This is a genomic window from Nonomuraea antri (assembly GCF_013283785.1).
GTDB classification, from domain to species: Bacteria; Actinomycetota; Actinomycetes; order Streptosporangiales; family Streptosporangiaceae; genus Nonomuraea; species Nonomuraea antri.
This window is the reverse complement of record NZ_JABCPZ010000101.1, coordinates 1-12,353: the sequence shown is the minus strand read 5'-3', so window position 1 is coordinate 12,353 and position 12,353 is coordinate 1. Positions and strand designations below refer to the sequence as shown.

Annotated in this window: 12 protein-coding genes; 5 read left to right on the top strand and 7 right to left on the bottom strand. The window is 72.2% G+C overall.

All coding sequences use genetic code 11. The features are described 5' to 3' along the window. Positions 1-9 precede the first annotated feature (9 nt). Positions 10-879 (top strand): MHYT domain-containing protein, encoded by an 870-nt coding sequence (locus tag HII36_RS29025; RefSeq protein ID WP_173526447.1) that lies wholly within the window; start codon positions 10-12, stop codon positions 877-879. 73 nt (positions 880-952) lie between these two features. Beyond that, complete coding sequence (locus HII36_RS29020) at positions 953-1,768, top strand: MHYT domain-containing protein (RefSeq protein WP_173526446.1); 816 nt, start codon at positions 953-955, stop codon at positions 1,766-1,768. 145 nt (positions 1,769-1,913) lie between these two features. Here HII36_RS29020 and HII36_RS29015 read toward each other — a convergent pair whose 3' ends face one another. Next, complete coding sequence (locus HII36_RS29015) at positions 1,914-2,939, bottom strand: 6-phosphofructokinase (RefSeq protein WP_173526445.1); 1,026 nt, start codon at positions 2,937-2,939, stop codon at positions 1,914-1,916. A 184-nt stretch (positions 2,940-3,123) separates the two neighbouring features. Here HII36_RS29015 and HII36_RS29010 point away from each other — a divergent pair, with 184 nt between their 5' ends. Next, positions 3,124-3,861, top strand: coding sequence for a Clp protease N-terminal domain-containing protein (locus HII36_RS29010; RefSeq protein WP_173526444.1), 738 nt, complete (start codon positions 3,124-3,126; stop codon positions 3,859-3,861). A 19-nt stretch (positions 3,862-3,880) separates the two neighbouring features. Here the strand turns inward: HII36_RS29010 and HII36_RS29005 are convergent, their stop codons facing one another. After that, positions 3,881-5,221, bottom strand: a complete 1,341-nt coding sequence (locus HII36_RS29005; protein WP_173526443.1) for a N,N-dimethylformamidase beta subunit family domain-containing protein — start codon at positions 5,219-5,221, stop codon at positions 3,881-3,883. Positions 5,222-5,273: 52 nt separating this feature from the next. Next, entirely contained in the window at positions 5,274-6,179 is a 906-nt protein-coding gene (locus tag HII36_RS29000) for a lactonase family protein (RefSeq protein WP_173526442.1), read from the bottom strand. A 94-nt stretch (positions 6,180-6,273) separates the two neighbouring features. Here HII36_RS29000 and HII36_RS28995 point away from each other — a divergent pair, with 94 nt between their 5' ends. Beyond that, positions 6,274-7,122, top strand: coding sequence for a bifunctional helix-turn-helix transcriptional regulator/GNAT family N-acetyltransferase (locus HII36_RS28995; protein ID WP_328807944.1), 849 nt, complete (start codon positions 6,274-6,276; stop codon positions 7,120-7,122). Here the strand turns inward: HII36_RS28995 and HII36_RS28990 are convergent. Then, positions 7,119-9,284, bottom strand: coding sequence for an MMPL family transporter (locus tag HII36_RS28990; RefSeq protein ID WP_236003975.1), 2,166 nt, complete (start codon positions 9,282-9,284; stop codon positions 7,119-7,121). The genes HII36_RS28995 and HII36_RS28990 overlap by 4 nt on opposite strands. A 95-nt stretch (positions 9,285-9,379) precedes the next feature. Here HII36_RS28990 and HII36_RS28985 point away from each other — a divergent pair, with 95 nt between their 5' ends. Beyond that, complete coding sequence (locus HII36_RS28985) at positions 9,380-9,991, top strand: TetR/AcrR family transcriptional regulator (protein ID WP_173526440.1); 612 nt, start codon at positions 9,380-9,382, stop codon at positions 9,989-9,991. A gap of 21 nt (positions 9,992-10,012) precedes the next feature. Here the strand turns inward: HII36_RS28985 and HII36_RS28980 are convergent, their stop codons facing one another. The 3 genes from HII36_RS28980 to HII36_RS28970 all read right to left on the bottom strand — a co-directional run. Beyond that, positions 10,013-11,038, bottom strand: a complete 1,026-nt coding sequence (locus HII36_RS28980; RefSeq protein WP_173526439.1) for an alkaline phosphatase PhoX — start codon at positions 11,036-11,038, stop codon at positions 10,013-10,015. 103 nt (positions 11,039-11,141) lie between these two features. After that, complete coding sequence (locus HII36_RS28975) at positions 11,142-11,753, bottom strand: class I SAM-dependent methyltransferase (RefSeq protein WP_173526438.1); 612 nt, start codon at positions 11,751-11,753, stop codon at positions 11,142-11,144. Next, the coding region (locus tag HII36_RS28970) for a TIGR04282 family arsenosugar biosynthesis glycosyltransferase (protein ID WP_173526437.1) at positions 11,750-12,353 on the bottom strand (604 nt) is incomplete at its 5' end. The genes HII36_RS28970 and HII36_RS28975, both read right to left, overlap by 4 nt.

Here is a 12,353-nt window from a genome sequence, read left to right as displayed (position 1 = left end):
TCTCAATAAATGTCCGCTGTTAATCATTTCACCCACGGCCTGCTCACACCGGTCCTCGCCTACGTGATGTCGTGCATGGGATCGATGCTCGGACTGCGGCTCACCGCCCAGGCCCACGCCACGCGAGGCGGCTCGCGGGTGCGCTGGCTGCTCGGCGCGGCCATCTCGATCGGCGGCACGGGCATCTGGGTCATGCACTTCGTCGCCATGATGGGCTTCGACGTGGAAGGCACCCAGATCAGGTACGACGTGCCCCTCACGGTGGCCTCGGCGCTGGTGGCCATCGTGGTCGTCGGCACCGGCCTGTTCCTGGTCTCCTACGGCCGCGGCCGGGTCCTGGCACTGCTCGGCGGCGGCCTGCTCACCGGGCTCGGCGTGGCGTCCATGCACTACCTCGGCATGTACGCGATGAACATGTCCGCGCACGTCTCCTACGACCGCGTGACCGTGGCCGCCTCGGTGGCCATCGCGGTGGTCGCGGCGACGGTGGCGCTGTGGTTCACCCTGCGTGTCAAGAAGGCCGTCTGGATCACCCTGGCCGCGCTGGTCATGGGCGTGGCCGTGGCCGGCATGCACTACACCGGCATGCTCGCGATGCGGGTGACGCTGCACGAGGAGCCCACCCCGGTGACCGGCGCCGACGCGCTGGACTTCCTGGTGCCGCTGATGACCGTGATCAGCCTCATCACGCTGACCATGCTGCTCATGGTCATCCTGTCGCCGTCGGAGCAGGAACTGCACGAGGACGCCGAGCTCGCGGCCCGGCTCGAACTGCGCCGACGCGCCGCCGAGCAGCGGCGGCTCACCTATCCGGGACCGCCGGCCCAGCCCGTTCCGCAGGCGCCCGGCGGCCAATCCGCACGGGCTCACCGGAGATAGTTGCGCTCGCGTCGGCGGCTTGTTCATACTCCCTTATCCGCGTGCACGTCCGCATGCCTGGGATTGGATGGCGATGTCGCCGATCAACCATTTCTCCTTCGGTTTACTGACGCCCGTCCTCGCGTACGTCATGTCCAGCACCGGGTCCATGCTCGGGCTCCTGCTGACCTCGCGCGCCCGGCTCGTCGGTGGCAGGGAGGGCAGGTTCTGGCTGGTGGGGGCCGCCTTCGCGATCGGCGGCACCGGCATCTGGACGATGCACTTCATCGCGATGATGGGCTTCTCCGTCCGCGGCTCGGCGGTCCGCTACGACGTGCCGCTCACCGCCGCCTCCGCGCTCATCGCGGTCGTCGTCGTGGGGGCCGGGCTGTTCCTGGTCTCGTACGGCGGCGAGCGGGCGCTGTTCCTGCTCGGCGGCGGCGTGCTGACCGGGTGCGGGGTGGCGTCCATGCACTATCTCGGCATGGGCGCGATGAACATGGCCGGGCACGTCCACTACGACTCGCTGACGGTCGCGATCTCGGTGCTCATCGCGGTCGCGGCCGCCACCGTGGCGCTGTGGTTCACGCTGCGCGTCAAGGGCGCGCTGAAGATCGGCGGCGCGGCGCTGGTCATGGGCGTGGCGGTGTCCGGGATGCACTACACCGGCATGTACGCGATGGGGGTCGACGTCCGCGGCTCGGCCACCCCCGTGCCCGGGGCCAGGGCCATCGACTTCCTGCTGCCGCTGATCGTCGGCATCAGCCTGATCACGGTGGGCCTGCTGCTGACCGTCATCCTGTCGCCGACGGAGCAGGAGATCCGCAGCGAGCGTGAATACCAGGAGCGGCTGCGCGGACGCGACGAGGGCGCGCCGGAAGTGGATCTCTTCGGCACGCCCCGCGCTTGACCGCTGTATCGCCTGCTATGTGATGGGTAGGGCTCGCGCCGCGTAGTGGGCCGCCGACTCGCTGCGGCGCGAGCCTTACCTCAAGGGAGTCGTAGCGGTGACCCCCACGCCACAGAAGGTACGGCGGGCCGCTTGCAGCTCACTTTCAGCCGAAGAACACCTCCGCCTCGGCGTAACGCTCCACCGGGACGGTCTTCAGCTCGGCGGTGGCCTCGTCGAGCCCGACCCTGACCATGTCGGTGCCGCGCAGCGCGACCATCTTGCCGTGGTCGCCCTCGTGCACGGCGTCGATGGCCTGCAGGCCGAACCTGGTGGCCAGCACCCGGTCGTAGGCGGTCGGCGTGCCTCCGCGCTGGATGTGGCCGAGCACGGTGGTGCGCGCCTCCTTGCCGGTGCGCTTCTCGATCTCCTTGGCCAGCACCTCGCCGATGCCGCCGAGCCGGACGTGACCGAACGCGTCGAGCTCACCGGTCTGCATCTGCATCTGGCCCTCGACCGGGTGCGCGCCCTCGGCGACCACGAGGATCGGCGAGTAGCGGGTGCGGAAGCGGGACTCGACGTATTCGCAGACCTGGTCGATGTCGAACGGCTTCTCCGGGATGAGGATGACGTTCGCGCCGCCCGCCATGCCCGCGTGCAGCGCGATCCAGCCCGCGTGGCGGCCCATCACCTCGCAGATCAGCGCGCGGTGGTGGGACTCGGCCGTCGTGTGGAGGCGGTCGATGGCCTCCGTGGCGATGTTGACGGCCGTGTCGAAGCCGAAGGTGTAGTCGGTGCCCGCGAGGTCGTTGTCGATCGTCTTGGGGACGCCGACGACCTTGACGCCGCGGTCGTAGAGCTGTTTGGCGACGCCGAGCGTGTCCTCGCCGCCGATGGCGATCAACGCGTCGACGCCGGTGGCGGCGAGGTTCTCCTTGATCCGGTCGACGCCGCCCTCGATCTTGATCGGGTTGGTGCGGGAGGAGCCGAGAATGGTGCCGCCGCGCGGCAGGATGCCGCGGACGGCCTGGATGTCGAGTGGCATCGTGTCGCCTTCGAGGGGTCCGCGCCAGCCGTCACGGAAGCCGACGAACTCGTGACCGTAGACGCTCACCCCCTTCCGCACGACAGCCCTGATCACAGCGTTGAGACCGGGGCAATCGCCACCCCCGGTTAGCACTCCGATACGCATGGCGGGTTCCTCCCGAAAGGGTTCACGACCAGAATCGCATTGTGCCCACACCCGTGGTCAGTGGTCTAGACCAAACGCGATCGGAGCGGGGCGATTTCGTGAGCGTGCCGGCGATCCACGGCGTGGCGACCCGATCGTCAACCCAGGGTTGACGATGCGCGGAGCGTCAACCTAAGGTTGACCTATGGACAACAGGGTACGGCTCGACGACCTCATCTCGGTGATCAAACAGCGCCACCCCGACGGCGACCCGCTCGGCCAGTTGTCCGACGCGGTGACGCTGGGCGAGCACCTCGGCGAGGTGGCCGACCACCTCATCGGTCACTTCGTCGACCAGGCCAGGCACGCCGGCGCGTCCTGGACCGACATCGGCCGCAGCATGGGCGTGACCAAGCAGGCCGCGCAGAAGCGTTTCGTGCCCAAGAGCGGGTCCTCGCTGGCCGAGGACCTGAACAACTTCACGCGCTACACGGTCAAGGCGCGCAACGTGATCGTCAAGTCGCAGGAGGAGGCGCGCGGGCTCGGCCACGACCAGATCGACGTCGGGCACCTCGTGCTCGGCCTGCTGCACGAGCCCGACGCGCTGGCCGCCAAGGTCATGGACGTGCTCGGCGCCGCGCCCGACGCGGTCAGGCAGGCCATGACCGGCGTGCTCGGCCCCGGCGGCGAGGCGCCGGAGAGCATCCCGTTCTCGGCGCGCGCGGTGAAGGCGCTGGAGCTGACGCTGCGCGAGGCGCTGCGGCTCGGCCACAACTACGTGGGCACCGAGCACCTGCTGCTCGGCGTGCTCTCGCTGGAGGACGGCCCGGTGGGCGCGGCGCTGGCCGGGCTGGGCGTGACCAAGGAGCCGGCCGAGCGCGAGATCACGCGCATGCTCGACGTGATCGTCCGATCCCGGCCGCCGGTGCCGGGAGGCTCCTGAGCCCGCCCGCCGGAGCCGCTCAGGTCTGGCCGGCCGGGCCCCTGGCGAAGCGGGTGAGCAGGTTCGTGGTGGCGCGCCGGGTGAAGGCGGCCGCGGACTCGGGCACCCCGTGGCCGCACCGCCTGCCGCGCAGCCCGCACACCCAGCGCATGGTGCCCGAGGCGAACACGCCGGCCCCGCTGGGCGCGGTGTAGTAGGTGGTGTGCGAGACGGTGGCCCGGCCGCCGCCGCAGGTGAGCGCCGACTCGGCGAGCACCTGGACGTCGTCGGGCGAGCCGCGTGACACCTTGTCCGTCTCGACGCCGACCATCCCGGGGAAACGCCGGCCCCGGGTGCCGGCGAAGATCCAGTGGCCCGGCCTGCGCACCGTGTAGGCGGCGTCGGCCGGGAAGCAGTCGTACATCTGGCCGACCAGCTCGCTCTCCGGCGCCGAGGCCCGCCACAGCTCGCAGACGCTCTCCTTGTCGCAGGCCACCCTCCTGCCGTGCAGGGCGATGCGCCAGTAGACGGCATTGGCGCCGAGGAAGGCCAGATTGGTGCCATGGTCCCTGGCGCGGGTGACGACCCTGCGCATCTCCGGCGACCAGTATTCGTCGTGGCCGAGCGAGATCACCGCGCGGGCGCCGTCGAGCGCGCCCGGCTTCAGGTCCAGGTTCGTCAGGTACGCCAGCGGCACCCGGCTGCGCTCGGCCACCGCGAGCGCGTCCTTCTCGAAGTCCAGGAACAGCCGGGCGCCGACGCCGTCGTAGGGCCGGTCGAAGGTGACCTCGCGGGAGCGGTCGGCGAAGCCGCCCGGGCCGCTGTAGAGGCTGCGGCCGCCCCACAGGTTGTAGGCCTGCCAGGTGGTGACCGCGTTCACGATCACCACCTTGCCCGCCGTGCTCGCCGAGCGCACCGTGATGGGCACGTACCGCTGGGCGCCGGTGGAGGCGTCCAGCCTGATCAGGTACGCGCCCTCCGGCCAGCCCGCGGTGTGGACGGTCAGCGACGGACGCCAGTGCGCGGCGGTCACCATGCCGCCGACGACCCTGGCCGGGGCCTGCCGCGCCCCCTCCACCCGGCCGGACTCCCACACCTTGGCCGGGTTCGAGCCCATCCTGAACGCACTGGCCGTGAATCGCGGCGCGGTCGTCGAGACGTGCAGCGCGAAGCTCCGGCCGGGCAGGACGCTCACCTGGTCGGCGTACCCCTCGATCTCGTGCGGCGCGCCGTGCTTGGTGATGCGCCACGATTCCTGCACGTCCAGGACCGGCCGCGCGGGCGAGGCGGGCGCCGAGGGCGCGGCCGGCGCCACCGGCGCGACGGGCACGGGCGCGCACCCGGCGGCCAGCAGGGCGAGAGCGAGCAGGATCTTACGCACACGGACATGATCAGGACCGGCCGCGCCGGGCCGGTCCGACTTGGCGAACTCCTTACGCCACCAGCACGCAGGACGGGCTTTCCACCGCGTACGCCTGCCCGGTGGGCTCGGGCACGCCGTCCTTCAGCGCGAAGACGGTGACGTCGCCGGAGCGCTGGTTGGCCACGTACAGGCGGTCGCCGTCGATGGCGAAGTGCCGCGGCCAGTCGCCGCCGCAGGAGACCTCGGCCACCTGGGACAGGTCGTCGGCGCGCAGCACGGTGATCGTGTTGGGGCCGCGGTTGCCCACGTAGACCAGGTCGCCCTCGACGATCAGGTGCGAGGGGTAGTTCTCGCCTGGGCGTGAGGAGGCCGGGGTGCTGGTGCCGCGCTCGCCGTCGAGCACGGTGACCCGGCCGTCCAGCTCGCCGCTGATGAACAGCCGGCCGCCGGAGAAGGCGAAGTGGCGCGGGCCCATGCCGGGGGGCAGCGCGATCGGGTCGAGCGCGGTGCCGTCGAGCCGGTAGCGGCGGATCTCGTCGGTGCCCAGGTCGGAGATGTGCAGCACGCCCTCGTGGAAGACCGCCTGGTGCGCGTGCGGGCCCTCCTGGCGGTCGGTGACCGGCCCGGAGCCCTCGTTGCGCAGCACGATCGGCTCGCCGGTGAACGCGCCGCGCTCGTCGAGCCGGTGCAGGCTGGCCGTGCCGTCGCCGTAGTTGGCGGCGGCCAGCACGCTGCCCGTCGGGTCGACGGCCACGTGGCAGGGGCTGTCGCCCTCGCTGCCGCGTTCGTCGAGCGGGGTCAGCGTGCCGTCCGCCACGGTGAACGCGGTCAGCCAGCCGCGCTCCAGCTCGCCCGCCGCGTACATGACGGGCAGGGTCGGGTGCGCGGCCAGGAAGGACGGCGAGGCGGTCCTGGCCAGCCCGCCGTCGATGGTGACGATGCCCGGGCCGTATCCGCCCACGTACAAGTGCTTCACAGAATCGATCCTCTCATGGTTGACTTAGGCAATGAGTTCGTTGACAGAAGCAAGGGTTTCTGAGGTTCGCGCGTTCAACCGGTTCTATACGAAGGTGATCGGCGTGCTCCAGGCCGGGCTGCTCGACTCGCCGTACTCGTTGACTGAGGTCAGGGTGCTGTTCGAGCTGGCGCACGCCGAGCGGATGGAGACCGGCGAGCTGCGCGCGCTGCTCGACCTGGACGCGGGCTACCTCAGCAGGATCCTGACCAGGTTCGAGAACGACGAACTGATCACCCGCGAGCGTTCGGCCGCGGACGCGCGCAAACAGCTGGTCGCGCTCACCCCGGCGGGCGCCGAGACGTTCGGCCGGCTCGACGCGCGCTCGGCCGAGGAGATCGAGCGGCTGCTGGCCGGGCTGCCGGAGGAGGATCGGGAACGGCTCGTCGCGAGCATGGCGACGATCAGGCGGCTGCTCGGCGCGGGCGAAGGCCCCCGGCCGTACGTGATCAGGCCGCCGCGCACCGGCGACCTGGGCTGGGTGGTCTACCGGCACGGCGTCCTGTACGCGCGCGAGTACGGCTGGGGTCCCGACTTCGAGCGGCTGGTGGCCAAGATCATCGGCGAGTTCGACCCGTCCAGGGACGCCGGGTGGATCGCCGAGGTCGGCGGCGAGCGGGCCGGGTGCGTGTTCTGCGTGCGGCAGGACGCGACCACGGCCAAGCTGCGGATGTTGCTGGTCGAGCCGTCCGCGCGGGGCCTGGGCATCGGGCGGCGGCTGGTCGAGGAGTGCCTGCGGCACGCCAGGGCCGAGGGGTACAAGCGGATCACGTTGTGGACGCGCGACTGCCTGGTGAGCGCACGGCGCATCTACCAGGCGGCCGGCTTCGAGCTGGAGTCGGAGCAGACGGCGACCGAGAACGGGGTCGAGGTCGTCGACCAGGTCTGGTCACGCGACCTCTAGGCCCTCCTTCCCCCCGGCCACCAGTTGAGCGGGCCGGCCAGGCGCATGAGGCTGGGCACCAGCACGGCCCTGATCACGGTGGCGTCCACCAGCACCGCCACGGCCATGCCCACGCCGAGCATCTGCACGAACGAGACCCTGGCCGTGGCGTAGGCGGCGAACGTGAGCGCCAGGATGCCGCCGGCCGCGGTGATCAGCGGCGCGCCGCGCTGCAGCCCGGCCGCCACCGCCTCACGGGTGTCGCCCGTCCTGTCGTACTCCTCCTTGATGCGCGACAGCAGGAACACCTCGTAGTCCATGGACAGCCCGTAGGCCACGCAGAGCATGAGGATCGGGATGCTCGGGTCGAGCGTGCCGGTCGGGGTGAAGCCGAGCAGCCAGGACAGGTGGCCGTCCTGGAAGATCCAGACGATCGCGCCGAACATGACGCCGAGGCTCAGCACGTTCAGCACGGTCGCCTTGAGCGGGATGACCAGGCTCCTCGTCATGAACGTCAGGACGAGGAACGTCACGCCCAGCATGAGCGTCAGCACCAGCGGCAGCCGGTCGACGACCGAGGCCCGGTAGTCCGCCAGCTCGGCCGGGTAGCCGCCGACCAGCACCTCGAACGGCGGCCGGACCGCGCGGACGGCCTCGACCAGGCGTACCGGGTCGTCGGCCAGCGCGGCGGCGGACGGCACCACCGACAGCCAGGCGCCCCGGCCGTCGAACCTGGCCGGCTCGCCCGCGCCCACGTGCCGTCCGGCGCTGAACGAGCCGGCCGCCGAGTCCACCTGGGCGACGCCGGGCACCCGTGACAGCGCGGCGGCGTAGCCGGAGACGTCGCCGGCCGGGCCGGTGTTCGTGGAGATGATCTGGATGGCGTCCGTCTCCTCGGCGGGGAAGCCCTGGCGGATCACCTCCTGCGTCTGCCTGGCGCCCGCCTCCGGCGGCAGGATGCGGTCGTCGGCGGTGCCGAAGCGCAGGCCGAGGAAGGGCGAGGCGAGGGTGAGCAGCAGCGCGGTGGCCAGGCCGCCGAACACCAGCGGCCGGCGCATCACGCGCACGGCGAGCCCGTGCCAGAACGTCCCGCGCGCCGCCGCCCGCTCCCGTCTCGGCACCATGGTCCCGCCGATCGCGGCCAGCACGGCGGGCAGCACGATCACCGCGGCGAGCAGCCCGCCGAGCACGACGGCGATCCCGGCGTAGGCGAACGAGCGCAGGAACGCGAACGGCAGCGCGAACAGCACCGCCAGCGACGTGGCCACGGTGAGCCCGCTGAACAGCACGGTGCGCCCGGCGTGCTCGACGGCGGCGGCCACCGCCCCGGCCCTGTCGCGCCCGGCCCGCAGCTCCTCGCGGAAACGCTGCATCACGAACAGGCAGTAGTCGATGCCCAGCCCGAGCCCCATGGCCAGGGTCAGGTTCAGGGCGAACGTGGAGATCTCGGTGAAGGCCAGCACGCCACGCAGCAGGCCCAGCCCGACCACCATCGCGAACACCCCGGCCAGGATCGGCACCAGCGCCGCCATCGCCCGCCGCTGGTAGAACCAGAGCAGCACGAACGCCAGCGGGAAGATGACCAGCTCGGCCCGGACGAAGTCCTGCCTGGCCAGCGGCACGGTCTCCCTGAAGACCTCCTCGCCGCCGCCGGAGCGCACCTGGAGCAGCGCGTCGCCCTTGGTGATCTCCGGCACCAGCCGGGGCAGCACGCCGGAGCGCACGTGGTCGGCGTCGCCCGGGACGCGGACCACGATGAGCGCGTGCCTGCCGTCGCGGCTGCGCAGCGTTTCGGGCTTGCCCCTGGTCCAGTACGACGACGACTCGGCCACGCCCTCGGCCCGGCCCACGCGGGCGGTCAGCTCCCGGCCGGCGGCCTCGACGCCGGGATCGTCCACGGTGCCACGTCTGGCGGTGACCAGGAAGATCATGTCCGGGCTGCCGGTGCCGAAGCGCTGGATCAGCTCGGCCTGGGCCCGGTCCGACTCCGAGCCCGGCGCCTCGAACCTGGCCAGCGACAGCCTCGGCACCGCGCCGGCCGCCAGAATCCCGGCCACCACCAGCACGACCAGGCTCAGGGCGAGCACCAGGCGGCGGCGTCGTACCAGGAGGAGGCCGAGCCTGCGCAGCGGCGGCGGCGCGGGATCGGGCATGACGGGCGCGGGCACGGTCACGGCGCTCATGAGGATCTCCCCGACAAAACTCGGTAAACTACTCGTGTTTTACGAACCAACCCAGAAATACAAGTGAATGCTCGTATTTGTCAACGAGGAGTGCCATGCCCGAACGCACGGTGCGCCGGCAGGCGCGTGGACTGAAGCGCATGGCCGAGATCCTCGACGCCGCCGAGACGGTGATCGCCGAGCTCGGCTACCCGGAGCTGACCACCAACCAGGTCGCGGCCAGGGCCGGGATGTCGCCTGGCTCGCTGTATCAGTTCTTCAGGAACAAGGAGGAGATCCTCGACGGGCTGGTGTCGCGCTACACCGACGACCGGCGCGAGTTCTGGGCCGGGCGGCTGGCCGCGGTCACGCCTGACGTGCCGCTCGAAGCGCTGGTCGGGCGGCTGGTCGACGACAGCGTGGCGTTCAAGACGGCCTCGCCCGCGTACTGGTCGCTGCTGTACGGCAGCGCGACGGGCGACCGGCTGGCCGCGGCCGCGCAGCGGCTGCACGGCGCGATCGCCGAGCTGGTCGCGGCCATGCTGCGGCGCCGCTCCCCGGAACTCGGCGAGGAGCGGGCGCTGCTCATGGGGACGATGGCGGTGGCGATGGTGAAGGCCGTCATGCCGCTCGTCTCCGCGGCCGCCGACTCGCCCGGCTCGCCCGGGCGGGCGGAGGAGCTGGTGGGCGAGCTGAAGGTGATGCTGGTGCGCTACCTGACCGAGTAGGCGGGCGGGCGGCTGGACCGGTCAGGTGCGGAAGGGGCCGGAGATCTCGAAGGTGTGACCGTCGGACCTGCCGCGCTTGGCCGAGAAGTAGAGCCGGTCGCCGCGCGGTGAGAACGCCAGGCCGGTCAGCTCGGCCCCCGCGTGCCCGTCGAGCCGCAGGAACGGGGTGACCGCCCGGTCCGGCGTGATGACGTCGATCTCGGTGGTCTCCCTGGCCACGTACAGGTCGCCGGAGGGGGCGGCGGTGATCGCCCGGACGCCGCCGCACAGCCGGTCGAGCGTGGAGTTCTGCGCGTCGTAGGCCCACAGGCCGGTGTCGCCCTTGGTGGTGAAGTAGCACACGCCGCCCGCGTAGTGGCAGGCGTCGCCGCCGTCGAAGTGGCGGGCGCCCTCCACCTGGTGGCGGGTGGCCGTGAGCAGCGCGGCCGGCAACGGCACCGGACGCCACCCGTCCGACACGCACAGCACCTCGAGCCTGCCCTCGGTCAGGTCGCCCCAGTCGCCGGGGATGAAGCGGTAGAAGCAGCCGTCCGGTTCGTCCTCGGTCATGTAGATGACGCGGCGCTCGGGGTCGCAGGCGGCGGCCTCGTGCTTGAACCGGCCCATGGCCAGGCGTGGACGGGCGGCCCGGGCCCCGTACGGGTCGCACTCGAACACGCGGCCGCGGTGCCCCAGCTCGCACGACAGCCAGCTGTGCCAGGGCGTCGCGCCGCCGGCGCAGTTCAGATCGGTGCCGGACAGGATCCGGTAGGCGTCGCCGACGCCGCCGTCGGCGCGGAAGCGCAGCGCGGAGGCGCCGCCCATCAGCGGCAGCTCCGAGTTGGACACGTAGATCCAGCCGCCGCCTTCGTCGGGGAAGCAGGCGCCGCCGTCGGGCGCGGCGTGCCAGGTCAGCCCGGCGACCTTCTGGCCGGAGCGGGCCACGACCTGGCCGGTGAACCCCAGCGGCAACGCGAGACCGTCGGGGGCGGGCTGGCCGAGCGGGCCGTAGGGGCTGATGCCGCCCTGCAAGAGCGGGCCCGTTCGGAGGAGAGTCTTGTGGGACATCGTGGGGCCTCCCTCTAGGTGCCACGCTAGTCGACCGCACGGACATGAATGGCAGGGACTCGCGACATCAAACTCTGCGCAAACCTCTCCGGCACCCGCCCCGTCAGGACAGGACGGCGAACCAGCGGCCGGAGCGCTCCTGGCGGCCCGTCATCGTGAAACCGCTCACGCCGGCGAGCGCGGGCAGGTCGGTGGCCGACACGCCGGCCCAGCGGAACCACGGGCCCGCGACGCCGTCGCGGCGCAGGCGCACCAGGTCGACGGTGGAGCCGGTGCCAGGCGCGGCCACCTCGGCGATCACCTCGCCGCCCGGCCTGACCAGTTCGCGCATCCTGCGCAGCAGCGCCACGGGGTCGCCGCCGATGCCGATGTTGCCGTCCGCGAGCAGGGCCGTGGCCCAGCGGCCGCTGCCGGGGACTCGTCCGAACACGTCCCTGCACAGGGCCAGGCCGCCGGCGCGGCGGGTGAGGCGTACCGCCTGCGGGGTGACGTCGATGCCGAGGGCGGCCACGCCGCGCCTGGTGAGCGCGACGGTCAGCCGGCCGGGTCCGGAGCCGACGTCGAGGGTCGGCGCGACGCAGCGCGACACCATCACCTCGTCGCCGTCGATCGGTTCGAGCCAGCGTGAGGCGTCCAGGGGGACGCGGCGGCCGTCGGCGTATTCGAGGTCGACCGGGGCGCCGCGCAGCGACTCCGCGTACAGCGGGCCGATCACCCGGCCGCTCCCAGCCGCAGCCTGGCCAGGGTGCGGGCGAAGGCGGTGCGCGGGGCCAGGGCGGCGACGGCGTGCGCGGCGGCGGCGTCGTCCACGTCGGTGAGGCACGGCAGCATGGCCACGCGCAGCCCGCTCAGCCTGCGCAGCTGGGCCGCGCCGGTGTCGGGACGCGACATCGGCACACCGAGCAGCAGCGCCGGATCGGGGCGGCGCAGCCCGAGCAGCCAGAAACCGCCGTCGGTGGCGGGGCCGAACACCGCGTCGTGGGTGGTCAGGGCGCGGGCCGCGCGGGTGAGCAGCGCGGGGGTGAGTTGCGGGGTGTCCATGCCGACGAGGACGACGGGGAGCGGGCGGCGCGCGTGGGCGTCGGCGAAAGCCCAGGCCAGGCGCTCGTCCAGCCCGTCGCCGCGCTGCTGGATCGGCTCGAACCCGGCCGGGGACGTGCCGCCGTGGGCCGGCGTGGTTTCGGAGTCGTCGGGGGTGAGGTGGTCGCGGGCCGTCCCGTTGAGTGGGGGGCGGAGGTCGTCCAGGGCCAGGACGCGGGCGGCGGCCGGGGTTCGCGCGACGGCCGCGAGCGTGTCGGACAGTGCGGCGTCGTCC

Coding starts and splice junctions, on each gene's coding strand:
- HII36_RS29025 (WP_173526447.1), top strand. CDS start 10: ATGTCCGCTGTTAATCATTTCACCCACGGCCTGCTCACACCGGTCCTC.
- HII36_RS29020 (WP_173526446.1), top strand. CDS start 953: ATGTCGCCGATCAACCATTTCTCCTTCGGTTTACTGACGCCCGTCCTC.
- HII36_RS29015 (WP_173526445.1), bottom strand. CDS start 2,939: ATGCGTATCGGAGTGCTAACCGGGGGTGGCGATTGCCCCGGTCTCAAC.
- HII36_RS29010 (WP_173526444.1), top strand. CDS start 3,124: ATGGACAACAGGGTACGGCTCGACGACCTCATCTCGGTGATCAAACAG.
- HII36_RS28990 (WP_236003975.1), bottom strand. CDS start 9,284: ATGAGCGCCGTGACCGTGCCCGCGCCCGTCATGCCCGATCCCGCGCCG.
- HII36_RS28985 (WP_173526440.1), top strand. CDS start 9,380: ATGCCCGAACGCACGGTGCGCCGGCAGGCGCGTGGACTGAAGCGCATG.
- HII36_RS28980 (WP_173526439.1), bottom strand. CDS start 11,038: ATGTCCCACAAGACTCTCCTCCGAACGGGCCCGCTCTTGCAGGGCGGC.